Consider the following 20,466-nt stretch of genomic DNA (forward strand, 5'->3'; position numbering starts at 1 on the left):
GGGGGGCGGCGTCGCCACGGCGCCGGCGGAAGAGCGACCTCAGGCGCCCCGGACGAGCCCCAGCACGCCGACGACCAGTGAGACGACCGCGAGCAGCAGCGAGATCCCGATCAGGACCGTGTGGACGCGGAGGAAGGTCGTGGCCCGGCCCGAGGCGTCGCGGGCCCGCGGGTCCTTGCGCACCCGGCGGAGGAACGGCGGCCAGACGACGGCGTTCCAGACGGCGTTGGCGATCAGCAGCACGCAGACGAGGATCATCACGGAGACCGAGTCTAGGAGGCGCTCCCCCGGCGCCGCGGCCGTGTCGGTGGCCGCGGATAGACTGCGGCGCATGAGTAGCGCCCCCGACCGTCTTGTCTGGATCGACTGCGAGATGACGGGACTCGACCTCGCCGTCGACGAGCTCGTCGAGATCGCCGTGATCGTCACCGACTTCGATCTCGAACCCCTCGACGAGGGGCTGTCGATCGTGATCCGCCCCGACGCCTCGGCGCTGGAGAACATGGGCGACTTCGTCCGGAACATGCACGAGACCTCGGGCCTCCTCAAGGAGATCCCGAACGGCGTGAGCGTCGCCGAGGCCGAGTACGAGGTCCTCGAGTACGTGCTCAAGCACGTCCCCGCCGAGCAGCAGGCGCCGCTCGCCGGCAACTCGATCGGCACCGACCGCGCCTTCCTGGTCAAGTTCATGCCGCGTCTCGACGCGCACCTGCACTACCGCAACGTCGACGTCTCGACCGTCAAGGAGCTGGCCCGCCGCTGGTTCCCGCGCATCTACTTCAACGCCCCGGCCAAGCACGGCGGCCACCGCGCCCTCGCCGACATCCTCGAGAGCATCCGCGAGCTCCGCTTCTACCGGCGGGCCGTCTTCGTCCCCGAGCCGGGCCCCACCTCCGCCGAGGTGCAGGCGGTCTCGGCCGCCGTCGTGGACGAGTTCGCCTCGCGGATGTAGTACTCTCGTACAGTTGCTTCGCGGGTCACCCCCGCGGAACACCGTCCTGGTGGGTATAGCTCAGTTGGCAGAGCGCCTGGTTGTGGTCTAGGAGGTCGCGGGTTCGAGCCCCGTTACTCACCCCAGTCGAGAAGGCCCGGAGTCGTGGACTCCGGGCCTTCCGTCTTCCCGCCGCTCCTCCCGGCCGACGACACGAGCAGACCGGCGACACGACCCGATCGACGACGAGAGGCCAGGCGATGCTCACCCTCGACGAGGCCGGGTTCGAGACGCTGGTCGTCGCCGAGCTCGACGCCCTCCCGGACGACATGGTCGACGGACTCGAGAACGTCGTCTTCGTCGTCGAGGACCGCCCGGAGGACGGCTCGCTCGACCTGCTCGGCCTCTACGACGGCGTCGCGCTGACCGAGCGCGAGCGCTACGGCTTCGGCGAGATGCCCGACCGGATCATCCTCTACCGCGAGCCCCACCTCGCCGCCTGCGAGACGCTCGACGAGCTGCGCGACGAGATCCACGTCACCCTCGTCCACGAGATCGCGCACTTCTACGGGATCGACGACGACCGGTTGCACGAGCTCGGCTGGGCCTGACTCCTCAGTCCTCCCGAACGCCTGCGGGGTCGCTCGAGTCGAGCACCAGGTCGGCACCCTCGTGCGGTCGCTCCCGCACGCAGTAGCGCCGGAACTGAGCGTCCCAGGAGTCCCAGTGCGGCTCGAAGAGCGCGCCGTCGCGGGCGAGCGCGCGCTGCTTCCGCTGCGCCTCGTCCGCTTCGATCCACACGGTCAGATCGGCGAAGCGCCGGCTCCGCTCCCCCGCGGCGCCGCAGCCCTCCAGCAGAAGGAGCGGCGCACCGGCCGTGCGCGGCCCCGCGGTCGTGTCGGCCGCCCAGTTCCAGGTCTGCCAGCGCGCGCCGAGCCCGAGCGCGTGCGGCCGGACGATCCGTTCCGCTGCGATCGCGACCGAGCGGTCCAGCCCCGACCAGCCGGGGTAGACGTCGTCCATCCGCACGAGCGCAGCCGCGGGAGCGCGGGCGGTCCCCCGCAGCTCCGCCAGCAGCGCCAGCGCGAAGGTCGACTTCCCCGAGCCGCTCGGCCCGTCGAGCAGCACCGTGCGCGCCCGACCGGCGACGAGCCGACGGGCGAGGACGCGTGCCGTCGCGCCGGTGAGGTGCCGCGGATCAGCCATTCAGCACGAAGCTCCAGGCGCCGGTGAGCACGGCCGCGGTGATCGCGAGAGCCGCGATCGCCGCGCCGCCCAGCACCAGCAGCACGTCGAACGGGCCCAGGCGGGACACCCGCGCCCAGGTCCGCGGGGTGTCCGCGCCGAAGCCCTTCGCCTCCATCGCCGTGGCGAGCCTGCTGCCCCGTCGGATCGCCAGCACCAGCAGCGAGAAGCTGCGGGCGCCGAGGCTCTTCACCGCCGCGATCGGTCCGCGTCCGTCGGCCACTCCCCGCGCCCGGCGGGCCATCGCGAGAGTGCGCCAGTCGTCGCTGAGCAGGCCGACGAGCCGCATGCCCGCGAGGCCGCCGAGGACGAAGCGGGCCGGCAGCCGGAGGATCTGGGCCAGGCCGTCCGCGAGATCGGTGGGGTCGGTCGTCGCGATCAGCACCACGCTGGGCAGGCCGATGGCGAGCACGCGCAGAGCGATCGCGCCGCCGAGGGCGACCGAGCCCTCCGTGACGGAGACGAAGAGGAACTGCCCCAGCACAGCGCCGCTGTCCCGTCCGTAGAGCACGGTCGTGATGCCCGCGAGCGGCGCCGCGATCCAGACCGGAGCCGTGCGGCGCACCAGGTCGCCGGGGCGGAGCCCGACGAAGGGCAGCACGAGCAGTTCGAGCGCGAGCGCGGTCGCCGCCGAGACGACGTCGACCGTCAGGATCAGGACGACGGCGATGACGAGGCTCGCGAGGAGCTTCGCGACGGGGTTCGCCCGGGCGATGCGCCCGCGGGCCGGGACCGCGTCCAGGAGCGTCATCCGGGCACCACCGTCGGCTCGCCGAGGCGGACCACGGCGTCGGCGAGGGCCGTCACCAGGTGCTCGTCGTGCGTGACGGCGAGCACGGCGCGTCCGTCCGCGCGCAGCTCGGCGAGGAGGTCGACGACCACGTCCCAGGTCCGCCGGTCCTGGCCGAAGGTCGGCTCGTCGAGCACGACGACGGCGGGGCGCCGGACCAGCGCCGAGGCGACGGTGAGCCGCCGCTTCTCGCCGCCGGAGAGGGTGAAGGGGTTCGCGTCGGCGAGGTGCGCGAGTCCGAGCCGCTCGAGCAGCTCGTCGGCGCGGCGCCGCTCCGCCTCGTCGCGGACGCCGAGGTGCAGCTCCTGGCGCACCCGCGCCGTGAGGAACTGGTGCTCCGGCTCCTGGAAGACCATGGCGACCCGGTCGCTGAGCTGCCGCGAGCTCCAGCGGTGCGGGTGCGGAGAGGCTCCGTCGCGCACCGCCGGCGACGCGACGATCTCGCCCCGGGCCGGCGGGAGCAGGCCGGCCAGCGTCAGCGCGAGCGTCGACTTGCCGGCGCCGTTCGGACCGAGGACGGCGGTCACCCGGCCGGCAGCGAGAGAGAGGTCGAGGCCTTCGGCGATCAGGGGCGGGGTGCGGCGCCCGAAGACCGGTCGGGCGAGATCGAGCGCCGTCGCGCTCAGGGCGATCGGCGCCGGTCCGGTCGCCTCGACGCGCCGCTCGGGGTGCTCGCCCGGGAGCCAGACTCCCGCGGCCTCGAGGACGCCGCGGGCGCGCTCGATCACCGGACGCGGTTCGCCGTCGGCCACGACGGTGCCGTCGGCGCCGAGCACGACGATCCGGTCGACCAGGTCGATCCAGACGTCGACGCGGTGCTCGACGACGATCAGGGTGGCGCCGGTGCGCGCCGTGGTCCGCTCGACCGCCGAGCGGACCTCCTGGACGCCGCGGGGGTCGAGGTTCGCGGTCGGCTCGTCGAGCAGCAGGAGCCGAGGCTGCATCGCGAGGACGCAGGCGAGGGCGAGCCGCTGCTTCTGGCCGCCGGACAGCGCGGAGGTCGACCGGTCGAGAGCGACGTCGAGACCGACGTCGTCGAGCGCGCGCCGGACCCGGGCCGGGATCTCCGCGCGCGGAACGCCGAGGTTCTCGCAGGCGAAGCCGACGTCGTCCCCGACCCGCGCGAGCACGGCTTGGGTGTCGGGGTCCTGGAGCACGAGACCGGCGACGCCGCGGCGCTCGCCCGGCGACCCGCCGTCGATGCTCAGCTCGCCCTCGTCGGCGCCGTCCTCCTCGCCGCCGAGGACACCGGCCAGCGCGTGCAGCAGCGTGCTCTTGCCCGCGCCGGACGGGCCGAGGAGAAGGACGCGCTCCCCCGGCCGCACGTCGAGATCGAGCCCCGTGACGGCCGCGCTCGACCGGCCCGCGTGCCGCCAGCTCCAGCCCTGGGCACGGATCGACGCACCGCTCATCGAGCGCTCGCGCCCGCCCCCTCGACCACGCGGCCCTCCCGGCCCGAGACGAAGCGGTCCAGCGCTCCGGAGGCGGCGAGCCCGCGCACCGCGAACCAGGGCAGGAGCCCGGCCAGCACCGCGCCCGACACGAGGGACGACACGACGTAGACCGTGCGGAACAGGTCGTCGACGGCGGGGTAGTAGACCAGCAGGTCGTTGACGGCGAGGGCGAGACCGGCACCGGCCCCGGCCAGCATCGCGACGAGCGGGCGACCGCTGCGGTAGAGGAAGAGGGCGAGCACGATCTCGGCGCCCAGGCCCTGGACGAGTCCGGAGAGCAGCACGGCGAAGCCCCACTGGGTGCCGATCAGGGCGGAGACGACCGCGGCGAGGAGCTCGGTGTAGAGCGCCGCACCGGGCTTGCGGATGATGAGGCCGCCGAGCACGCCGGCGAAGAGCCAGCCGCCGCCGAGGAGGCCGCCGAGACCGGGGAGGAACTCGAAGGCGACGCCGAGGACATTGGTCGCGAGTCCCCACGCCCAGAAGACGATGCCCGCGGCCACGGCGACGACGCTCGCCACGACGATGTCGACGACCCGCCAGCGGAGATCGCGGGGACGGCCGCCGGAGGAGGTCCGTCCGGTACCGGTGGTGCTCTGCGCCGCGGTGTTCTGCGCTGCTTTGTTCTGCACTGACGTGCCCTTTCGTGGAAGCGAAACGGGGCACGGGTGGAAGAAGAGGAGATCGAAACGTTCCTTCGCTGGCATGACCCAGATCAGGTTCGACGGTCGAAGGCTGCTGCCTTCCTCTCAGCCCGGTGCACCGGACTCCCGTGTTCGTCAGCAATCATAGACAGCATGTCGTGGTCGGTGGTGCTCGTCCTCGCCGCGGTCCTCGTGGTGCTCCTGCAGGTGCTGCTCTGGCGGCGCCGGTTCCGGATCCGCCGCGAGCTGCTCAGCTACGGCACCCGGGTGCCCGGTCGCGTGGTCGCCCACGACCCGAGCAGAGGCGACGCCTCGGCGGCCCGGGATCTGGGGCGACTGCTGGTCGCCTACCGTCTCGTCGACGGCGAGGAGCGGCACGCGGTCAAGACTCCGTGGAAGCGCGGCGACGCCTGGATGGCGGGCGAGCCGGTCGCGGTGATCTACGACCCGCGCCGTCCGAACGACGCCGAGCGCCTGCTCGTCGGCTTCGGCCGGACGAAGAAGACCTGGTTCACGGCGCGGCCCCAGCGCTGAGGCCGCGCCGGATCCTCTACTTCTTGAGCGCGCGGATGATCCGCGCGAGCGCCTTGCCGGAGACCCACACGAGCGGGACGCCGACGGCGAGGACCGAGACGATGTTCGGCTGGAAGCGCAGGCCGAGGTCGTCCTTGATGTAGGCGCCGATCGGGACCACGGCGCCGCCGCCGCCTCCTCCGCCGCCCTCCTGGCCGTCCTCGGAGCCGCTGCCGCCGCCGAAGCCGAACCAGCGGAGCGTGACGGGGACGAGCGAGACGCCGTCGACCTCGATCGGGTCTCCGTAGCTCGTCGCGGCACCCGCGGAGGTCACTTTGTCGGCCAGGGAGACAGCGATGTTGGGCATGGCCCGACGCTACTCCGCGGGCCGAACGGGCGACAAGCGGCGCACCGGCGCGCACAGGACTCCCTCACCTCCTCCCGGAGGTCTGCTGCGATGATCGTCGGATGCCGTCCCGCCCGCGCCGCCGCCGACCAGGACGCGCCGCGTCCGTCGCGGTCGCGAGTCTGCTGCTGGCGGCGTTCCTCGCCTTCCACCGCGGACTCTGGGACGCCGCGGGCTGGCTGTCGGTCGTCGAGACGGCGATCCCCTGGTCCGGCCTGGCCGTGCTGCTCCTCCTCTCGGCCGCGATCGCCCTGCGCTCGAGGGGTGCCGGAGCCGCGGTCACCGTGCTGGTGACGGTCTACGGCGTGCTCGTGCTCCCCGTGGCGCTGCCCGCTCCCGCCGTCCGCTCGGGCTCCTTCACCGTCGTTAGCCAGAATCTCGGCACCCGCGACGACGCCGGCGCCCTCGCCGCCGAGCTGGCGAGCCGGGAGCCCGACGTGCTCACCTTCCAGGAGCTCGACGGCGACGCGCGGGAGGCGGTCGACGCCGAGCTCTCCGACGAGTACCCGCACTCCTACGTGGTCGGCACCGTCGGGCTGTGGAGCCGCACCGAGCTCTCGAACGGCGAGCCGCTCGATCTGGGCCTCGACTGGAATCGTGCTCTCGCCGTGGACGTGGACACGCCACTCGGGGCGACGCGCCTCTTCGTGGTGCACCTCGCCTCGCTCCGCCTCGGCGATCACGCCGAGCGCGACACGATGCTGGGCGGGCTCGCCTCCGCCCTCGCGGACGACGGCTCAGCGCGCCGGCTCGTCGTCGGCGACTTCAACACCGCGACGGACGACCACCTGCTGGCGCCCGTGCTGAACGAGGCCCGCCTGGTCCGCACGTCCGGCATCGGCTTCCCGGCGACCTGGCCGGCGCTGCTCCCGCTGGTCTCCCTCGATCACGCGCTGGCCGACGGCGTGCCCGCCGCGACCCTCGAGGTCCTGCCGCGGAACGGCTCGGACCACCGGCCGATCAGTCTGACGATCGGTTCCGCGTAGCGAGGGTGTCGCTGATGTCGATGCCCTTGGCCGACTCCGGGGCGGAGCGCGAGAGCAGCGACGCCGGCCGCACGGCGCCGGTGCCGAAGCGGGCGGAGACGCCGTCGACCGCGAGCTCGGCGTCGCGCCAATCGTCGGAGTCGCTCCAGAGCGAGAACGCGACGTCGTCGCCCTCGACGAGCTGCTCGCCGCGGACGCCGATCAGCCGGACCGGCCGGCGCAGCGGGTTCGCCGCCTCCAGCAGTGCCGAGGACGCGTCGTAGAGCACCCGCGCCACGTCGGTCGCCTCGGGGAGGGTGCGCGAGCGGGTCAGCGTGCTGAAGTCGCCGAAGCGGACCTTGACGGCCACGGTGCGGCAGCGGACGCCGGAGCGGCGCATCCGCACGGCGACCTTGTCGCACAGGCGCAGCAGCTCGCGGCGGACGAGCTCCGGGTCGGCGACGTCGTCCGCGAAGGTGATCTCGTGGCCGGCGCTCTTCTCGATCTGCCGGGTGTCGACCGGGCGCGGATCGACGCCGTTGGACAGGGCGTGCAGGCGGCGCCCGGTGGCCTCGCCGAGCGCCGAGACGAGGGAGGCGAGCGGAGTGGTCGCGACATCGGCCACGGTGCGCAGGCCCCGCCGCACCAGCGCCTCCTCGGTGCTCGCCCCGACGCCCCAGAGGGCGCTCACCGGCAGCGGGTCGAGGAACGCCTGCACGCCGTCGGACGGCACGACGAGCAGGCCGTCGGGCTTGGAGCGGCCGGAGGCGAGCTTCGCGACGAACTTGGTACTGGCGATGCCGACGGAGCAGGTGAGACCGAGCTCGGCGTGCACGCGCCGGCGGATCTCGGTGCCGATGGCCCAGGGCGAGCCGGAGATCCGCCGGGCACCGGCGACGTCGAGGAAGGCCTCGTCGATGCTGAGCCGCTCGACGAGCGGGGTGAAGGAGTCGAAGATCGCCATCACCCGGCGCGAGGCCTCGCGGTAGCGGTCCATGTGCGGCTCGAGGATGATCGCGTGCGGGCAGCGGCGGAGCGCCACGGCCATCGGCATCGCCGAGTTGATGCCGTACTTGCGCGCTTCGTAGGTCGCGGCCGTCACCACCGAGCGCGAGCCGATGTGCCCGACGACGACCGGCTTGCCGCGCAGCTCCGGGTGCTCGAGCAGCTCGACGGAGGCGAAGAACGCGTCCATGTCGACGTGCAGGATGCTCGCGCGCGGGTCGTCGAAGGGCTCGGTCGTGACCTGCCGCCCCGTGCCGTCCTGCTTGCTCACGTTCCGCCCTGCTCGAGTGGCGCACCGCTCCCCATGACGGCGGTGCTTCCGAGGATCATGGTCGCACGCACCACCGACACCGGTGCCGGGCGCGAGCCCGCACCGGCGACGACCTCTCCCGGCGGGAATGGCGGCGCCGCCGCCGAGGTTGACCCGAGCACCCCGACGACTCCCGGAGAAGACATGACGCACGAGCACGAGCCCGACTCCCCCGACTCCGACCTGAGCCTCTGGCTCGACCTGCAGGCCCGCGCGCACGCCGCGTTCGAGATCCGCCTCGATGCGGTGGTGGACTGGGCCGCACCGACCCCCGACACCGAGTGGGACACCCGCGCGCTCGTGCTGCACGTGGTCCGCGAGCAGCAGCGGGCGCACACGCTGCTCTCCGGCGGCGACGAATCGCCGATCCGCCTCGAGCCGGTGGCCGCGGACCTCCGCAGCGAGTGGACCCGGGTGACGACTGTGCTGCGCGCGGTGTCGCGCGAGGTCGACCCCCGGGCCGAGCTGCGCCTGGGCCGCGACACCGTCACCGCGCTGGAGCTGCTGCAGGAGCAGGTCGCCGACATCACGGTGCACACCTGGGACCTCGCGCGCGCCACCGGGAGCGAGGAGGCGATGGAGGAGGGCCTCGTCGCCGCCGTCTGGGAGCTCTTCGCGCCGCAGGAGGAGACGCTGCGCGCGAGCGGGCTGTTCGCCGCTCCGGTCCCGATCGATGCGACCGCGCCGCTGCAGAGCCGGCTGCTGGCGGTCACCGGTCGCGACGACCGCCTCGCCGCCTGAGCCGCGGCACCTGAGCTGCAGCACCTGAGCCGCAGCACCTGAGAACGGCCCCAGGCTGCCGACGGCAGGATGGGGAGGTCCGCGCCCGCCGCGCGGACGAGAACCGGGGCGCACCGCCCCGACGAAGAGAGGACAGTCCATGACACGCGTCGCCGTCATCGGAGCACACGGCAAGGTCGGCCAGCAGATCCTCCATCTGCTCTACGACGCCGGACACGAGGCGGTCGGAGTCGTCCGCAACCCCGACCACTCGGAGGACATCGTCCGCCTCGGCGGAGAGCCGCTGGTCCACGACCTCGAGCACTCCACCGCCGAGGACTTCGCCGGGAGGCTGGAGGGCGTCGACGCCCTCGTCTTCACCGCCGGCGCCGGACCCGACTCCGGCCCCGAGCGCAAGCGCACGGTCGACCTCGGCGCCTCCGTGCTCAGCCAGGAGGCGGCCGCGATCGCCGGCATCCGCCGCTTCGTGCAGATCAGCGCGATCGGCGTCGACGCGCCGCTCGCCGACGACACCGAGGAGGGCTGGCGCGCGTACGTCGAGGCCAAGCGCGACGCCGACACGGCGCTGCGCGGCACCGACCTGGACTGGACGATCCTCCGTCCCGGCGGCCTCACCAACGACGAGGGCACCGGCCGCATCGAGCTCGGCGAGAGCGTCGAGAAGGGCAGCATCCCGCGCGAGGACGTCGCCGCGACCGTGATCGCGGTGCTGGCCGACCCCTCGTCGATCGGCAGCACCTGGGAGATCGTCTCGGGCGACGTCGCCATCGAGGACGCCGTCTCCCAGGGCGCCTGAGCGCCGTCTCCCGGCGTCGTCGGACGCCCGGAGCCCTGCGCCTAGAGTGGGGCGGGTGAGCACTCACCCGCCCCGCCCCTGGATCCGCAGCTACGCAGACAAAGTGCCGGAGGAGCTGGAGCTCCCGACCGGCTCGCTCGTCGACATCGTCGCCGAATCGGCCGAGCGCTATCCGCACCAGGTCGCGCTCGAGTTCTTCGGCCGATCGACCAGCTACGCCCAGCTCGCCGATGACGTGGAGCGCGCCGCGGAGGGACTGCGGCGACTCGGGGTCCGCGACGGCGACCCCGTCGCCCTGATCCTGCCGAACTGCCCGCAGCACGTCGTCGCCTTCTACGCGGTGCTGCGCCTCGGCGCCGTCGTCGTCGAGCACAATCCGCTCTACACGCCGCGCGAGCTGCGGCACCAGTTCGAGGACCACGGCGCGCGGGTCGCGATCGCCTGGGACCGCGTGGTCCCGACCGTGCAGGACCTGCCCGAGGACCTCGGCGTGGGCACAGTCGTCTCGGTCGACCTCACGCGGGCGATGCCGGCTCCGATGCGCGCCGCGCTCCGCCTGCCGATCCGGAAGGCCCGCGAGTCGCGCGCCGCCCTGACCGGGAAGGTCCACGGCGCGATCGAGTGGGACTCGCTGCTGCGCCGACGGCTCGACCCGGCGCACCCGCGTCCGACGGCGGACGACCTCGCCGTCATCCAGTACACCAGCGGCACGACGGGAGCCCCGAAGGGTGCCGAGCTGACGCACCTCAATCTCACGGCGAACGCCGCGCAGTCGCGCGCCTGGGTGCCCACGGTGCGCCGCGGCGACTGCGTGGTCTACGCGGTCCTGCCCATGTTCCACGCCTACGGGCTCACGCTCTGCCTGACCTTCGCCATGAGCATGGGCGCGCGCCTCGTGCTGTTCCCGAAGTTCGACCCGGACCTGGTCCTCAAGGTCGTCCGCAAGCACCCGGCGACCTTCCTGCCGGCGGTGCCGCCGATCGCCGAGCGGCTCGCCCTGCGCGCGAAGGAGAAGGGCGTCTCGCTGCAGGGCATCGAGATCGCGATCTCGGGCGCGATGCCGCTCGACCCGGATCTGGTCGAGTCGTTCGAGGCGCTGACCGGCGGCACGCTCGTCGAGGGCTACGGGCTGTCCGAGACCTCCCCCGTGCTGATGGCGAACCCGGTCAGCACGGCGCGCCGCGCGGGCACCGTCGGATTGCCGCTGCCCGGCACGGACGTGCGCATCGTCGATCCGGAGGACCCGGAGACCGAGGTCGAGGCCGGCGGGCAGGGCGAGCTCGTCGTGCGCGGTCCGCAGGTGTTCCGCGGCTACCACCGCAAGCCCGACGAGACCGCGGCCGTGTTCACCGCCGAGGGCTGGTTCCGCACCGGAGACATCGCCACCATCGACGAGGACGGCTTCGTCACCATCGTCGACCGGATCAAGGAGCTGATCATCACCGGCGGCTTCAACGTCTCGCCGTCCGAGGTCGAGGAGGTGCTCCGCCGGCTGCCGGCCGTCCGCGACGTCGCCGTGGTCGGGCTGCCGGACGACCGCAGCGGCGAGCAGGTCGCCGCTGCGGTCGTCCTCGAGCCGGGCGCCCATCTCGATCAGGAGGAGGCGCGCCGCACCGTGCGCGAGGCGCTCACGCCCTACAAGGTGCCGAAGCGGATCGTCGTCGTCGACGAGCTGCCGCGCAGCATGATCGGCAAGGTGCTCCGCCGCGAGGTGAAGGCGCTGCTGCTCGACGGGTCCTGAGGCAGGGCGGCCTCGCGCCGGGCCTCAGGACTCGCGGGGGTCAGAAGTCGAAGCCTCCGCCGAAGTCGCCGCCGCCGATGTCGCCGCCACCGAAGTCGCCGCCACCGAAGTCGCCTCCGCCGTAGTCGCCGCCCGCATCACCGGCACCGGCGTCGCCGCCGTCCGCTCCCGCGTCTGCGCCCTCGGCGCCGTCGGCGCCCTCGGCCTGGACGGACTCGCCGACCCCGTCGGGGATGAACGCGTCGGCGATGGCGGAGCCGATCACGAAGCCGGCGATGGTGCCGAGCATCGACGAGGCGAGCACGCCGCCGAAGCCCATGCCGCCTGCGCCGCCGCCGGAGAAGCGGCGCTCCATGAAGCCGGGCTGGCGGAGCTCGCTGCGCGTCGCCGACTGGGCGAGCGACCGCGCGTCGTCCGAGCGGGGCGCGTCGCCCGCGGGGGCGCCCTCGCTGAGCTCGCGGAAGACCTGCTGGCGCTGCTCGGGCGTGAGCTGCTCGAACGCCTCGCGGTGCACCTGCTCGATCGCCTCGGGCGGGGCGGTGCGCAGGAGGTAGCGGTAGCGCTCGATCGCGATCTCGTCCTTGCTGCGCGCGGACTGCGCGGGCGGGGTGCCGTAGGACGGCGCGTCGGCGCGGCGCTCCGCGGCCGCAGGGGCCGGGTAGCCGGTGGCGGGGCGGCGCTCCTCGGGTCGCTCTTCGCGGCCCAGCAGTCGGTCCAGGAATCCCATGATCTCCTCCTCGGCGCGGCAGGATGCGCACGCACAGCGCAACGCTATGCCTCCCTCCGCGGCGATCGCTGAGGGTTCACTCAGAGCGAGCCCGGCGTCGACGGTCGCGGGCGAGCGCGGGTCTCGATACGCCCCTCCCGGGGCTACTCGACCAGCAAGAACGCGAGTTCGACGCCAGGAGCCGTGCTGATCGAGTAGCCCGCGCAGCGGGCGTATCGAGATCCACCCCCGTCAGCACGCCGGTCTGAAGAACCGGACCCCTGGAAACCGTGGGTCTCGATACGCCCCTCCGGGGCTACTCGACCAGCATGATGGCGCGGCTCGCGGCACGCGAGACCTCCCCGGCGGGTCAGGCGGACTCGCGGAGGACGAGCTGGTGGCGGACGGTGCGGTGCACCGACGGGCCGCCCTTGGGCAGCTCGCCGGCGATCATGGCGACGGCGAGGTCGAGGGCGTGCCGGGCGAGCTCGTCGAGGTCGACGGCGAGGGTCGTCAGCGTCGGGGCGAGCAGCCGTCCGATCGACAGGCCGTCGATCCCGACCACCCGGACGTCGCCGGGGACGTCGACTCCGGCACGGCGGCAGGCCGAGAGCACGCCGAGGGCGCAGAGGTCGTTGAAGGCGACGATCGCATCCGCCGTCCGCGGCCGGGCGACGATCCGCTCGGTCGCATCCGCGGCGGCCTGGGCGGTCGGACCCGCAGCGCGCACGACGGAGGGCTCGAGCCCGTGCGCGGCGAACGCGCGGACCAGCAGCTCCGCACGCCTGCTCGGCCGGGAGTCGCCCGAGACGTCCACGATCACCGGACGCCGCACGCCCGCTCCGGCGAGATGCTCCGCCAGCGCGTCGACGGCGTCGGAGTGGTCGAGCAGCACCGCCCCCCGCAGCGGGTCGCCGGTGGGATCGAGCTCGACGACCGGCACGGAGCCGAGCCGCTCGATCCACTCGGCCGCCCGGTCGCCGAAGGTGCCGATGACGGCGTCGGTCTGCGCGCCGAGCGCCTGGATCATCCGGTCGGAGTCGGCGGCGAGCCCGACGTCGGCGAGCGAGACGTTCCAGCCGCGCGCCGCGGCGACCCGGACCACCGCCGAGGCGAGCTCGGGCGACCACGGGTTCCGCAGATCGTCGACGACGAGTCCGAGCTGGTGCTCCCCGCCCGTCACCAGCCCGCGGCCGAACCGCGACGGCCGGTAGGACAGCTGCTCCGCGGCGTCGAGGACCCGCTGCTTCGTCTCCTCGCTGATCCCTGGCATGCCGTTCATCGCCCGGGTGACGGTCTGGCGGGAGACCCCGGCGGCGGCCGCGACGTCGTGGATCGTCGCGCGGCCGCCCGCCGCGGCTCCGGTCAGGCGCGGAGGTCGAGCCACGCCGTCTGCTCCGGAGTCAGCTCGATCGACAGGCCGCGCATCGACGAGCGGAGCTCGGTGATCGTGCGCGGTCCGAAGAGCGGGAAGGTCGGGAACGGCTGCGCGAGCACGTAGGCGAGCGCGATCGCCGTCGCTCCGACGCCGTGCTCGGCCGCCAGCTGCTCGGCCCGGCGCAGCCGCTCGAAGTTGTCCGGCCCGTAGTAGCAGCGCACCAGCTCGGCGTCGCCGGTGTCGTCCGGGCGGGCACGGCCGGTGAAGAAGCCGCGGGCCTGCGAGGACCACGGCAGCAGCGGGATCTGCCGCTCGACCAGCCACTCCTTCGAGGCGCGGTCGGTCACGTGCACGCAGCCCTCCCACGGGACGTCGTACGCCTCGGCCAGGCCGAAGTGGTCGCTCAGCGCCTGGAAGCCGGCGCGGCCGTTCGCCCGGGCGTACTCCTGCGCCTCGTCGAAGCGCGCCGGCGTCCAGTTCGAGACGCCGTAGGCGCGGATCCGCCCGGCGCGCTGGTGCTCGTCCATCACGTCGACGAACTCCCCCACCGGCACCTCGAGGTTGTCGCGGTGCATCAGGTAGATGTCGGCGTAGTCGGTGCCCTGGCGCTCGAGGCTCTCGAGCAGCTGGCGGGTGAGCGACTCCGGGTCGCAGTACGGCGTGTGCGCGCCCTTGGTGATGACGACGACGTCGTCGCGGATCCCGCGGTTGCGGATCCACTGGCCGAGGCGGCCCTCGAGCACGCCGCCGCCGTAGATGTAGCCGGTGTCGAAGGCGGTGCCGCCCTGCTCGACGAAGGCGTCGAAGATCGCCGAGGCGTGCGCCAGATCGGGCTGGTTGTCGACGCCCATCACGAGCCGCGACATCCGCTTGCCGACTCCCGGGATCTCGCCGGAGAGCATCGGGGCGTCCGCGACCACGCGCAGCGGCCGGCCGGAGACGGTCGGGACGTCCGCGGTCTCGGCCTCGAACGGGAAGCGCAGGCCGACGGCGGCGCGCCAGCGGTCGAGCGTGCGGGCGGTCGCGAGCGTCTCGTCGAGGGTCATCTGCGCGGCCTCGACGGCTCCGGCGGCGAGCGCGTCGGTCGTCGCGTCCGCCTCGATCGCGTAAGGGCTCTCGCCCTCGAAGGCGACGATGCGGGGCTCCTCGCCCGCCACGCTGATCTCGATGCCCGTCTCCGCGGCGCCGAACCACGGGTCGGCCACGTGCAGGCGGCCGCGGGTGCCGTGGACGGTCAGCGCGTTGACGTCGTCGAGCGCCACTCCGGTGCGGAGGGTCGCGGTGATGCCGCCGCGGTAGGTCGCGCGGGCGACGCTCCACTCGTCGACGCCGGTCGGGCCGAGGGTGCCCTGCGCGTCGAACTCGACGGGCTCGGCGACGGCGACGCCGGTCGCGGCCTGGACGATCGCCGCCGCGGCCGTGACGGTGTAGCCGCCGACATCGAGGATCCCGCCGCCCGCCGTCGCGACGTCGTAGAGCCGGCCCTCGCGGGCGCCGGTGCGGAAGGAGAAGGAGGCGTCGATGTGCACGACGTCGCCGATCACGCCGTCGCGGACGAGGTCGAGCAGTGCGGCCGTCTGCGGGTGGAAGCGGTACATGTACGCCTCGACGAGCGGCAGCCCCGCGCTGCGGGCGGCGTCGACCAGGGCCATCGCCGTTCCGTGGTTGACGGCGAGCGGCTTCTCGCAGAGCACGGCCTTGCCGGCCTCGAGCGCCTGGAGGACGAGGGCGGCATGACCGGTGTGCACCGTGGAGATGTAGACGGCGTCGACGGCGGGATCGGCGAGGACCGCGGCGTAGTCGCCGGCCGTCGCGTCCGGGAAGCCGTGCTCGACGGCCTCGGCGGCGAAGGCGGCGGCGCGGCCCTGGTCGGAGCTGCCGGCGGCCACCAGTCGGGCGCCGCGGCTGCTCGCGGGGAGCTGGGAGAGGAACCGGCGCGCGATGCTGCCGGGGCCGAGCACGGCCCAGCCGGGTGCGGTGGTCGTGTTCGGGGTGGAGTCGGTCATGCGTGGCCCTTTCGCGGCGTCGTCGACGTGAACGTTCACGCACGACGCTAGAGCGGTCGACGGGGCTGCGTCAAGCGTGGCGCGGAACGCGACCGTGAACGTTCACCACGCGAACGAGGACGCTCCCCCGCCGCCGCTCCTGAAGGAGCCGGACGAGCGGAGGAGCGCCGGGGTCACCTCTGCTTCGGGACGACCACCCACATCACGAGGTACGCGATGATCTGCGGCCCGGGAAGCAGGCAGGAGAGCACGAACAGCAGCCGGACCACGAAGGGGCTCCATCCGAAGCGGTTCGCGAGGCCGGCGCAGACGCCGGCGATGATCTTGCCCCGACGGGGGCGCACGAGAGTAGCCATGCCTCCACTCTGGCGCAGGGCTGCTGAGTGGAGCATCAGGGGAACCCCCCGAAGCCGACTAGGGGGTACCGCCCGGCCGCTCGGAGGCGATCCGCCGCGAGAAGCCCGCGGCGACGGCCGCGTCCTCCTCCGGCCAGACCAGCCGGAAGCGCTCGAACACGACGGTCCCGACTCCGCCGGGCGACACGCGCTCGAAGTAGCGGCGGTGCCCCGCCAGCCAGGACGCCCGCGAGCGGTCCTTCTCGCCCTCGTCCCACGCGAAGGCGTCGTCGACGCTGTCGAGCGCGCCCAGGCGGATCTCGAGGGTCCGCAGCACGACGCGGGCGACACCTGCCCCGTCGCAGGCGATCCAGTGGTCGCCGACCTCGGGCACGGGCTCGTCGCCGATCAGCGAGGCCGTCGCGGTCTTCACGCCGCGGCGGACCAGGGCCAGCAGCTCGTCGGCCTGCTCGACCGAGTCGCCGAACGACTCCACGAGGGGCAGCTCCGCGGGGACGCCCGGCGCCTGGGCGCGGTACGCGGCCCACAGCTCCTCCGCCGCGGCGCGGTCCGGCTCGGGCAGCGGAGTGCGCTCCGGCACGTCGGGCAGCAGCGGGAGCAGGTTCGCGCCCGCCAGTGCGGCCGGCTCCTCAGGGTGGTTGTCCGGCGTCTCGACCTGCTCGAACGGCCAGCGCAGCAGCAGCCAGCGCCGGGCGTAGGCGTCCAGCTCCTCCTCGAGGCGCGAGCCGGCGAGGCCCGGCACGACCCACCAGGAGGCCTCCGCGGTGTCGTCGCCGGTGGGGCGGACGCTCAGCCCGCCGAGGACCTCGGTCCAGTCCGCGCCGACCAGGAGGTACGCGAAGAGAGTGCGCTCGCGCGCCGCGGTCTCGAGCAGCCGGAGTGCGCGCAGATCGTCGCCCGGCGAGGCGGACGGCAGTCCGCTCGGGTCGCCCGCGGGCAGCAGAGCGGCGAGCCAGCCGCGGTGCTGCCCGATCGCCGGGTGCAGCAGATCCGCGTCGCTCGTCACGAGCGGACGGAGGAAGGCCCCGCCCGGCAGATCGAGGCGTGCGGGGACGGAGGCGTCGCCGGGAAGAGTGCTCACACCGCCGTCCGTTCCCCGCGCGCCGACCTCAGCCAGCCGCGCGCTCGAGGACGAGCTCGCGGACGCGGGCCGCGTCGGCCTGGCCCTTCATCGCCTTCATCACGGCGCCGATGACCGCGCCCGCGGCCTGGACCTTGCCGTCGCGGATCTTCGCGAGCACGTCGGGCTGCGAGGCCAGGGCCGCATCGATCGCCTCGATGAGGGCGCCGTCGTCCGAGACGACCGCGAGCCCGCGGGCGTCGACGACCTGCTGCGGGGTGCCCTCGCCGGCGATGACGCCCTGGAGCACCTCGCGGGCGAGCCGGTCGGTGAGGGTGCCCGCGTCGATCAGCGTCGCGAGCTCGGCGACCTGCCCGGGCGAGACCAGCTCGGCCGGGTCCTGCCCTGCGGCGTTGGCGAGGCGGGCGATCTCCCCGGTCCACCACTTGCGGGCGGCCTGCGGCGTGGCGCCGGCGGCCACGGTCTCGGTGATCTCGACCAGGAGGCCGCTGTTCGCGACGTCCTGGAACTCGAGGTCGGTGAAGCCCCAGTCGGCCTTCAGCCGGCGGCGGCGGGCGGCGGGCTTCTCGGGCAGCGCGGCGCGCAGCTCCTCGATCAGCTCGGGGCTCGGCACCACGGGCAGCAGGTCGGGCTCGGGGAAGTAGCGGTAGTCGTCGGCGTCGCTCTTCGGGCGGCCGGACGAGGTGCGGCCGGTGTCCTCGTGCCAGTGCCGCGTCTCCTGCGTGATCGTGCCGCCGGCGGCGAGGATCGCGCCCTGGCGCTGGATCTCGTAGCGCACCGCGCGCTCGACCGAGCGGAGCGAGTTGACGTTCTTCGTCTCGGTGCGGGTGCCGAGCTTCTCCTGGCCGATCGGCTTGAGCGAGACGTTCGCGTCGCAGCGGAGGTTGCCGCGCTCCATCTTCGCGTCGGAGATGCCGAGCGCGAGGACGATGTCGCGGATGGTGGCGACGTAGGCCTTCGCGTACTCCGGAGCGCTCTTGCCCGCGCCGTGGATCGGCTTCGTGACGATCTCGACGAGCGGGACGCCCGCGCGGTTGTAGTCGACCAGCGAGTACTCCGCGCCCTGGATGCGGCCGGTGGCGCCGCCGACGTGGGTGAGCTTGCCCGCGTCCTCCTCCATGTGCGCGCGCTCGATCGGGATGTGCACGACGCTGCCGTCGGCGAGCTCGACCTCGACCGAGCCCTCGAAGGCGATCGGCTCGTCGAACTGCGAGATCTGGTAGTTCTTCGCCATGTCCGGGTAGAAGTAGTTCTTCCGGGCGAAGCGGCTGGACGGCGCGATCGAGCAGCCCAGCGCGAGGCCGAGGCTGATCGAGTACCGGACGGCCTGCTCGTTGACGACCGGCAGCGAGCCGGGCAGGCCCAGGCAGACCGGCGTCGTGTTGGTGTTCGGCTCGGAGCCGGCGATGTTCGGGGCGTCCGAGAACATCTTCGTCTTCGTGTTGAGCTCGATGTGCACCTCGAAGCCGAGGACCGGCTCGAAGCGCTCGAAGACCTCGTCGTAGTCCATCAGCTCGGGGGCGGACGCGTGCGCGGAGGCCATCAGACGGCACCTTCCTGGGGGGCGGAGAGCTGGGCGGGGGCGAGGTCGGGCGCCTGCGAGAGCAGCGGGCGGCCCCACTGCTCCTCCAGGAGCGCCTCGAGCGCGCCGCCGACCGTGTAGAGGCGGACGTCCTGGCGGGCGGGTGCCAGGAACTGGACGCCCACGGGCAGGCCGTCCTCGTCGGCGAGACCGGCGGGGACCGAGATGCCGGGGATCCCGGCCAGGTTCGCCGGGATCGTGGCGATGTCGCCGCGGTACATCGCCAGCGGGTCGTCGAGCTTCTCGCCGAGCCGGTAGGCGGTGGTCGGCGCGGTCGGCGAGGCGATCACGTCGACCGAGGCGAAGGCGGCGTCGAAGTCGCGCTGGACCAGGGTCCGCACCTTCTGCGCGCTGCCGTAGTAGGCGTCGTAGTAGCCGGCCGAGAGCGCGTAGGTGCCGAGGATGATCCGGCGCTTCACCTCGGGGCCGAAGCCCTGCTCGCGGGTCGCGGCCATGACCTGCTCGACCGTGCCGCCGCCCGGGGGCGTGACGCGGAGGCCGAAGCGGACGGAGTCGAACTTCGCGAGGTTGCTCGAGGCCTCCGCGGGGAGGATCAGGTAGTACGCGGCGACGGCGTGCTCGACGCTCGGCGCGCTGACCTCGACGATCTCGGCGCCGGCTTTCTCGAGCACCGCGAGGGCCTCGTGGAAGCGGGCGAGGACACCGGGCTGGAAGCCCTCTCCCCCGTCGAGCTCCTTGAGCACGCCGATGCGCAGGCCCTTCACGTCCGCGCGGCGGACCGCGTCGGCGAAGGAGGGCCACTCGTCGCGGAGCGAGGTGGAGTCGCGCGGGTCGTGCCCGGCGATGACGTCGTGCAGCAGCGCCGAGTCGAGGACCGTGCGCGAGACCGGGCCGATCTGGTCGAGGCTCGAGGCGAGCGCGACGGCGCCGTAGCGCGAGACGCCGCCGTAGGTCGGCTTCACGCCGACGGTGCCGGTGACGTGCGCGGGCTGGCGGATGGAGCCGCCGGTGTCGGAGCCCAGGGCCAGCGGCGCCTCGTAGCTCGCGACGGCCGCGGCCGAGCCGCCGCCGGAGCCGCCGGGGATGCGGTCGAGGTCCCACGGGTTGTGCGTGGGGCCGTAGGCGGAGCGCTCGGTGGTCGAGCCCATCGCGAACTCGTCCATGTTGGTCTTGCCGATCGGCACGAGGCCGGCCGCGCGGACCTTCTGCATCACGGTCGCGTCGTACGGCGGGCGCCAGCCCTCGAGGATGCGCGAGCCCGCGGTGGTGGGCATGTCGTTCGTGACGATGACGTCCTTGACCGCGAGCGGGACGCCGGCGAGCGGGTGCAGCGACTCGCCCTCGGCGCGGCGGCGGTCGATCGCCTCGGCCGTGGCGGTGGCGGCGTCGCCCGCGACGTGCAGGAAGGCGTGCACCGCGCCGTCGACCGCGGCGATGCGGTCGAGGTGCGCCTGCGTCGCCTCGCGGGAGGACACCGAGCCGTCGGCGAGGCGCTCGGAGAGGGCGGAGGCGCTGAGGCGGACGAGCTCGTCGCCGTGCGCGCTCACTGCTCCTCCCCCAGGATCGCGGAGACCTGGAAGCGGCTGCCGTCGTGCTCGGGAGCACCGGAGAGCGCCTGCTCCTGGGTCAGCGTCTCGCCCACGACGTCGGGGCGGAAGACGTTCTCGAGCGGGATGGGGTGGCTCGTGGCCGGGACGTCGGGGGTGGCGACGGCCTGGATCGCCGTCACAGAGTCGACGATCTGACCGAGCTCCCGGGTGAGGTTCTCGATCTCCTCTGCGGTCAGGTCGATCCTGGCCAGCGAGGCCAGATGGGCGACCGTGTCGGCCGTGATCTCGGACATGCGTCTCCGTCG

At 73.6% G+C, this 20,466-nt stretch carries 22 protein-coding genes, 1 tRNA gene and 1 riboswitch; of the genes, 8 read left to right on the top strand and 15 right to left on the bottom strand.

All coding sequences use genetic code 11. The annotated features are described in order from the left end of the window. Window positions 1–39 precede the first annotated feature (39 nt). Entirely contained in the window at window positions 40–258 is a 219-nt protein-coding gene (locus tag HRK28_RS00890; RefSeq protein WP_160091311.1) for an SCO4848 family membrane protein, read from the bottom strand. 73 nt (window positions 259–331) lie between these two features. On the opposite strand from HRK28_RS00890, the gene orn reads away from it, so the two are divergent. From orn to HRK28_RS00905, 3 genes are all read left to right on the top strand, one after another. Beyond that, window positions 332–952, top strand: coding sequence for an oligoribonuclease (orn, locus tag HRK28_RS00895; protein ID WP_173250130.1), 621 nt, complete (start codon window positions 332–334; stop codon window positions 950–952). Window positions 953–1,001: 49 nt separating this feature from the next. Beyond that, a tRNA-His gene (locus tag HRK28_RS00900) sits at window positions 1,002–1,077 on the top strand. 114 nt (window positions 1,078–1,191) lie between these two features. Further along, on the top strand, window positions 1,192–1,542 hold the full coding sequence (locus tag HRK28_RS00905) for a metallopeptidase family protein (RefSeq protein WP_160089043.1): 351 nt from the start codon (window positions 1,192–1,194) through the stop codon (window positions 1,540–1,542). A 4-nt stretch (window positions 1,543–1,546) separates the two neighbouring features. Here the strand turns inward: HRK28_RS00905 and HRK28_RS00910 are convergent, their stop codons facing one another. Genes HRK28_RS00910 through HRK28_RS00925 form a run of 4 tightly spaced genes read right to left on the bottom strand, consistent with a single transcriptional unit; the run spans window position 1,547 to window position 5,052 of the window. Further along, window positions 1,547–2,137 (bottom strand): ATP-binding protein, encoded by a 591-nt coding sequence (locus HRK28_RS00910; RefSeq protein ID WP_173250132.1) that lies wholly within the window; start codon window positions 2,135–2,137, stop codon window positions 1,547–1,549. Beyond that, window positions 2,130–2,927: an energy-coupling factor transporter transmembrane protein EcfT gene (locus HRK28_RS00915; protein WP_173250134.1), complete on the bottom strand. Its 798-nt coding sequence runs from the start codon at window positions 2,925–2,927 to the stop codon at window positions 2,130–2,132. Before HRK28_RS00915 ends, HRK28_RS00910 begins: the two co-directional genes overlap by 8 nt. Further along, a complete protein-coding gene (locus tag HRK28_RS00920) occupies window positions 2,924–4,378 on the bottom strand; it encodes an ABC transporter ATP-binding protein (protein WP_173250136.1) in 1,455 nt (484 codons plus the stop codon). The genes HRK28_RS00915 and HRK28_RS00920 overlap by 4 nt, the downstream gene beginning before the upstream one ends. Then, the gene (locus HRK28_RS00925) at window positions 4,375–5,052 is read right to left on the bottom strand and encodes an ECF transporter S component (protein WP_367948310.1); all 678 of its coding nucleotides are present in this window, start codon (window positions 5,050–5,052) and stop codon (window positions 4,375–4,377) included. Before HRK28_RS00925 ends, HRK28_RS00920 begins: the two co-directional genes overlap by 4 nt. A gap of 43 nt (window positions 5,053–5,095) precedes the next feature. Then, window positions 5,096–5,203, bottom strand: a riboswitch (TPP riboswitch). A 14-nt stretch (window positions 5,204–5,217) separates the two neighbouring features. Between HRK28_RS00925 and HRK28_RS00930 the strand changes: the two genes are divergently transcribed. Next, a complete protein-coding gene (locus HRK28_RS00930; protein ID WP_160089033.1) occupies window positions 5,218–5,598 on the top strand; it encodes a DUF3592 domain-containing protein in 381 nt (126 codons plus the stop codon). Window positions 5,599–5,614: 16 nt separating this feature from the next. On the opposite strand, the gene HRK28_RS00935 is transcribed toward HRK28_RS00930, so the two are convergent. Further along, on the bottom strand, window positions 5,615–5,944 hold the full coding sequence (locus HRK28_RS00935) for a hypothetical protein (protein WP_173250140.1): 330 nt from the start codon (window positions 5,942–5,944) through the stop codon (window positions 5,615–5,617). Between the two features lie 101 nt (window positions 5,945–6,045). Between HRK28_RS00935 and HRK28_RS00940 the strand changes: the two genes are divergently transcribed. Further along, window positions 6,046–6,969 carry an endonuclease/exonuclease/phosphatase family protein gene (locus HRK28_RS00940; protein ID WP_173250142.1) on the top strand — a complete coding sequence of 308 codons (924 nt, stop codon included), beginning with the start codon at window positions 6,046–6,048 and terminating at the stop codon, window positions 6,967–6,969. Here the strand turns inward: HRK28_RS00940 and dinB are convergent. Next, complete coding sequence (gene dinB, locus HRK28_RS00945) at window positions 6,944–8,224, bottom strand: DNA polymerase IV (RefSeq protein ID WP_160089027.1); 1,281 nt, start codon at window positions 8,222–8,224, stop codon at window positions 6,944–6,946. The genes HRK28_RS00940 and dinB overlap by 26 nt on opposite strands. A 183-nt stretch (window positions 8,225–8,407) precedes the next feature. Between dinB and HRK28_RS00950 the strand changes: the two genes are divergently transcribed. The 3 genes from HRK28_RS00950 (at window position 8,408) to HRK28_RS00960 (ending at window position 11,541) form a co-directional block, all read left to right on the top strand. Next, entirely contained in the window at window positions 8,408–9,004 is a 597-nt protein-coding gene (locus HRK28_RS00950; RefSeq protein ID WP_217274371.1) for a TIGR03086 family metal-binding protein, read from the top strand. A 139-nt stretch (window positions 9,005–9,143) separates the two neighbouring features. Continuing rightward, window positions 9,144–9,800 (top strand): SDR family oxidoreductase, encoded by a 657-nt coding sequence (locus HRK28_RS00955; RefSeq protein WP_160089018.1) that lies wholly within the window; start codon window positions 9,144–9,146, stop codon window positions 9,798–9,800. A gap of 55 nt (window positions 9,801–9,855) precedes the next feature. Further along, window positions 9,856–11,541, top strand: a complete 1,686-nt coding sequence (locus HRK28_RS00960) for a long-chain-fatty-acid--CoA ligase (protein ID WP_173250144.1) — start codon at window positions 9,856–9,858, stop codon at window positions 11,539–11,541. 40 nt (window positions 11,542–11,581) lie between these two features. Here the strand turns inward: HRK28_RS00960 and HRK28_RS00965 are convergent, their stop codons facing one another. The 8 genes from HRK28_RS00965 to gatC all read right to left on the bottom strand — a co-directional run bounded on the left by HRK28_RS00965 (window position 11,582) and on the right by gatC (window position 20,454). Then, window positions 11,582–12,268 (bottom strand): hypothetical protein, encoded by a 687-nt coding sequence (locus HRK28_RS00965; protein ID WP_173250146.1) that lies wholly within the window; start codon window positions 12,266–12,268, stop codon window positions 11,582–11,584. Between the two features lie 349 nt (window positions 12,269–12,617). Beyond that, complete coding sequence (locus tag HRK28_RS00970) at window positions 12,618–13,634, bottom strand: LacI family DNA-binding transcriptional regulator (protein WP_173250148.1); 1,017 nt, start codon at window positions 13,632–13,634, stop codon at window positions 12,618–12,620. Continuing rightward, entirely contained in the window at window positions 13,613–15,631 is a 2,019-nt protein-coding gene (locus HRK28_RS00975) for an aldo/keto reductase (RefSeq protein ID WP_173250149.1), read from the bottom strand. Before HRK28_RS00975 ends, HRK28_RS00970 begins: the two co-directional genes overlap by 22 nt. A 173-nt stretch (window positions 15,632–15,804) precedes the next feature. After that, window positions 15,805–15,987, bottom strand: a complete 183-nt coding sequence (locus tag HRK28_RS00980) for a PspC domain-containing protein (protein WP_160089008.1) — start codon at window positions 15,985–15,987, stop codon at window positions 15,805–15,807. Window positions 15,988–16,045: 58 nt separating this feature from the next. After that, window positions 16,046–17,068: an ASCH domain-containing protein gene (locus HRK28_RS20675; protein ID WP_367948311.1), complete on the bottom strand. Its 1,023-nt coding sequence runs from the start codon at window positions 17,066–17,068 to the stop codon at window positions 16,046–16,048. A 28-nt stretch (window positions 17,069–17,096) separates the two neighbouring features. Further along, a complete protein-coding gene (gene gatB / locus HRK28_RS00990) occupies window positions 17,097–18,611 on the bottom strand; it encodes an Asp-tRNA(Asn)/Glu-tRNA(Gln) amidotransferase subunit GatB (RefSeq protein ID WP_217274372.1) in 1,515 nt (504 codons plus the stop codon). Beyond that, complete coding sequence (gatA, locus tag HRK28_RS00995; protein ID WP_173250151.1) at window positions 18,611–20,158, bottom strand: Asp-tRNA(Asn)/Glu-tRNA(Gln) amidotransferase subunit GatA; 1,548 nt, start codon at window positions 20,156–20,158, stop codon at window positions 18,611–18,613. The genes gatB and gatA overlap by 1 nt, the downstream gene beginning before the upstream one ends. Then, a complete protein-coding gene (gatC, locus tag HRK28_RS01000; protein WP_160089002.1) occupies window positions 20,155–20,454 on the bottom strand; it encodes an Asp-tRNA(Asn)/Glu-tRNA(Gln) amidotransferase subunit GatC in 300 nt (99 codons plus the stop codon). The genes gatA and gatC overlap by 4 nt, the downstream gene beginning before the upstream one ends. Between the last annotated feature and the right edge of the window lie 12 nt (window positions 20,455–20,466).

The organism is Rathayibacter sp. VKM Ac-2835 (assembly GCF_013266705.1).
In the GTDB taxonomy this organism is placed as follows: domain Bacteria; phylum Actinomycetota; class Actinomycetes; order Actinomycetales; family Microbacteriaceae; genus Rathayibacter.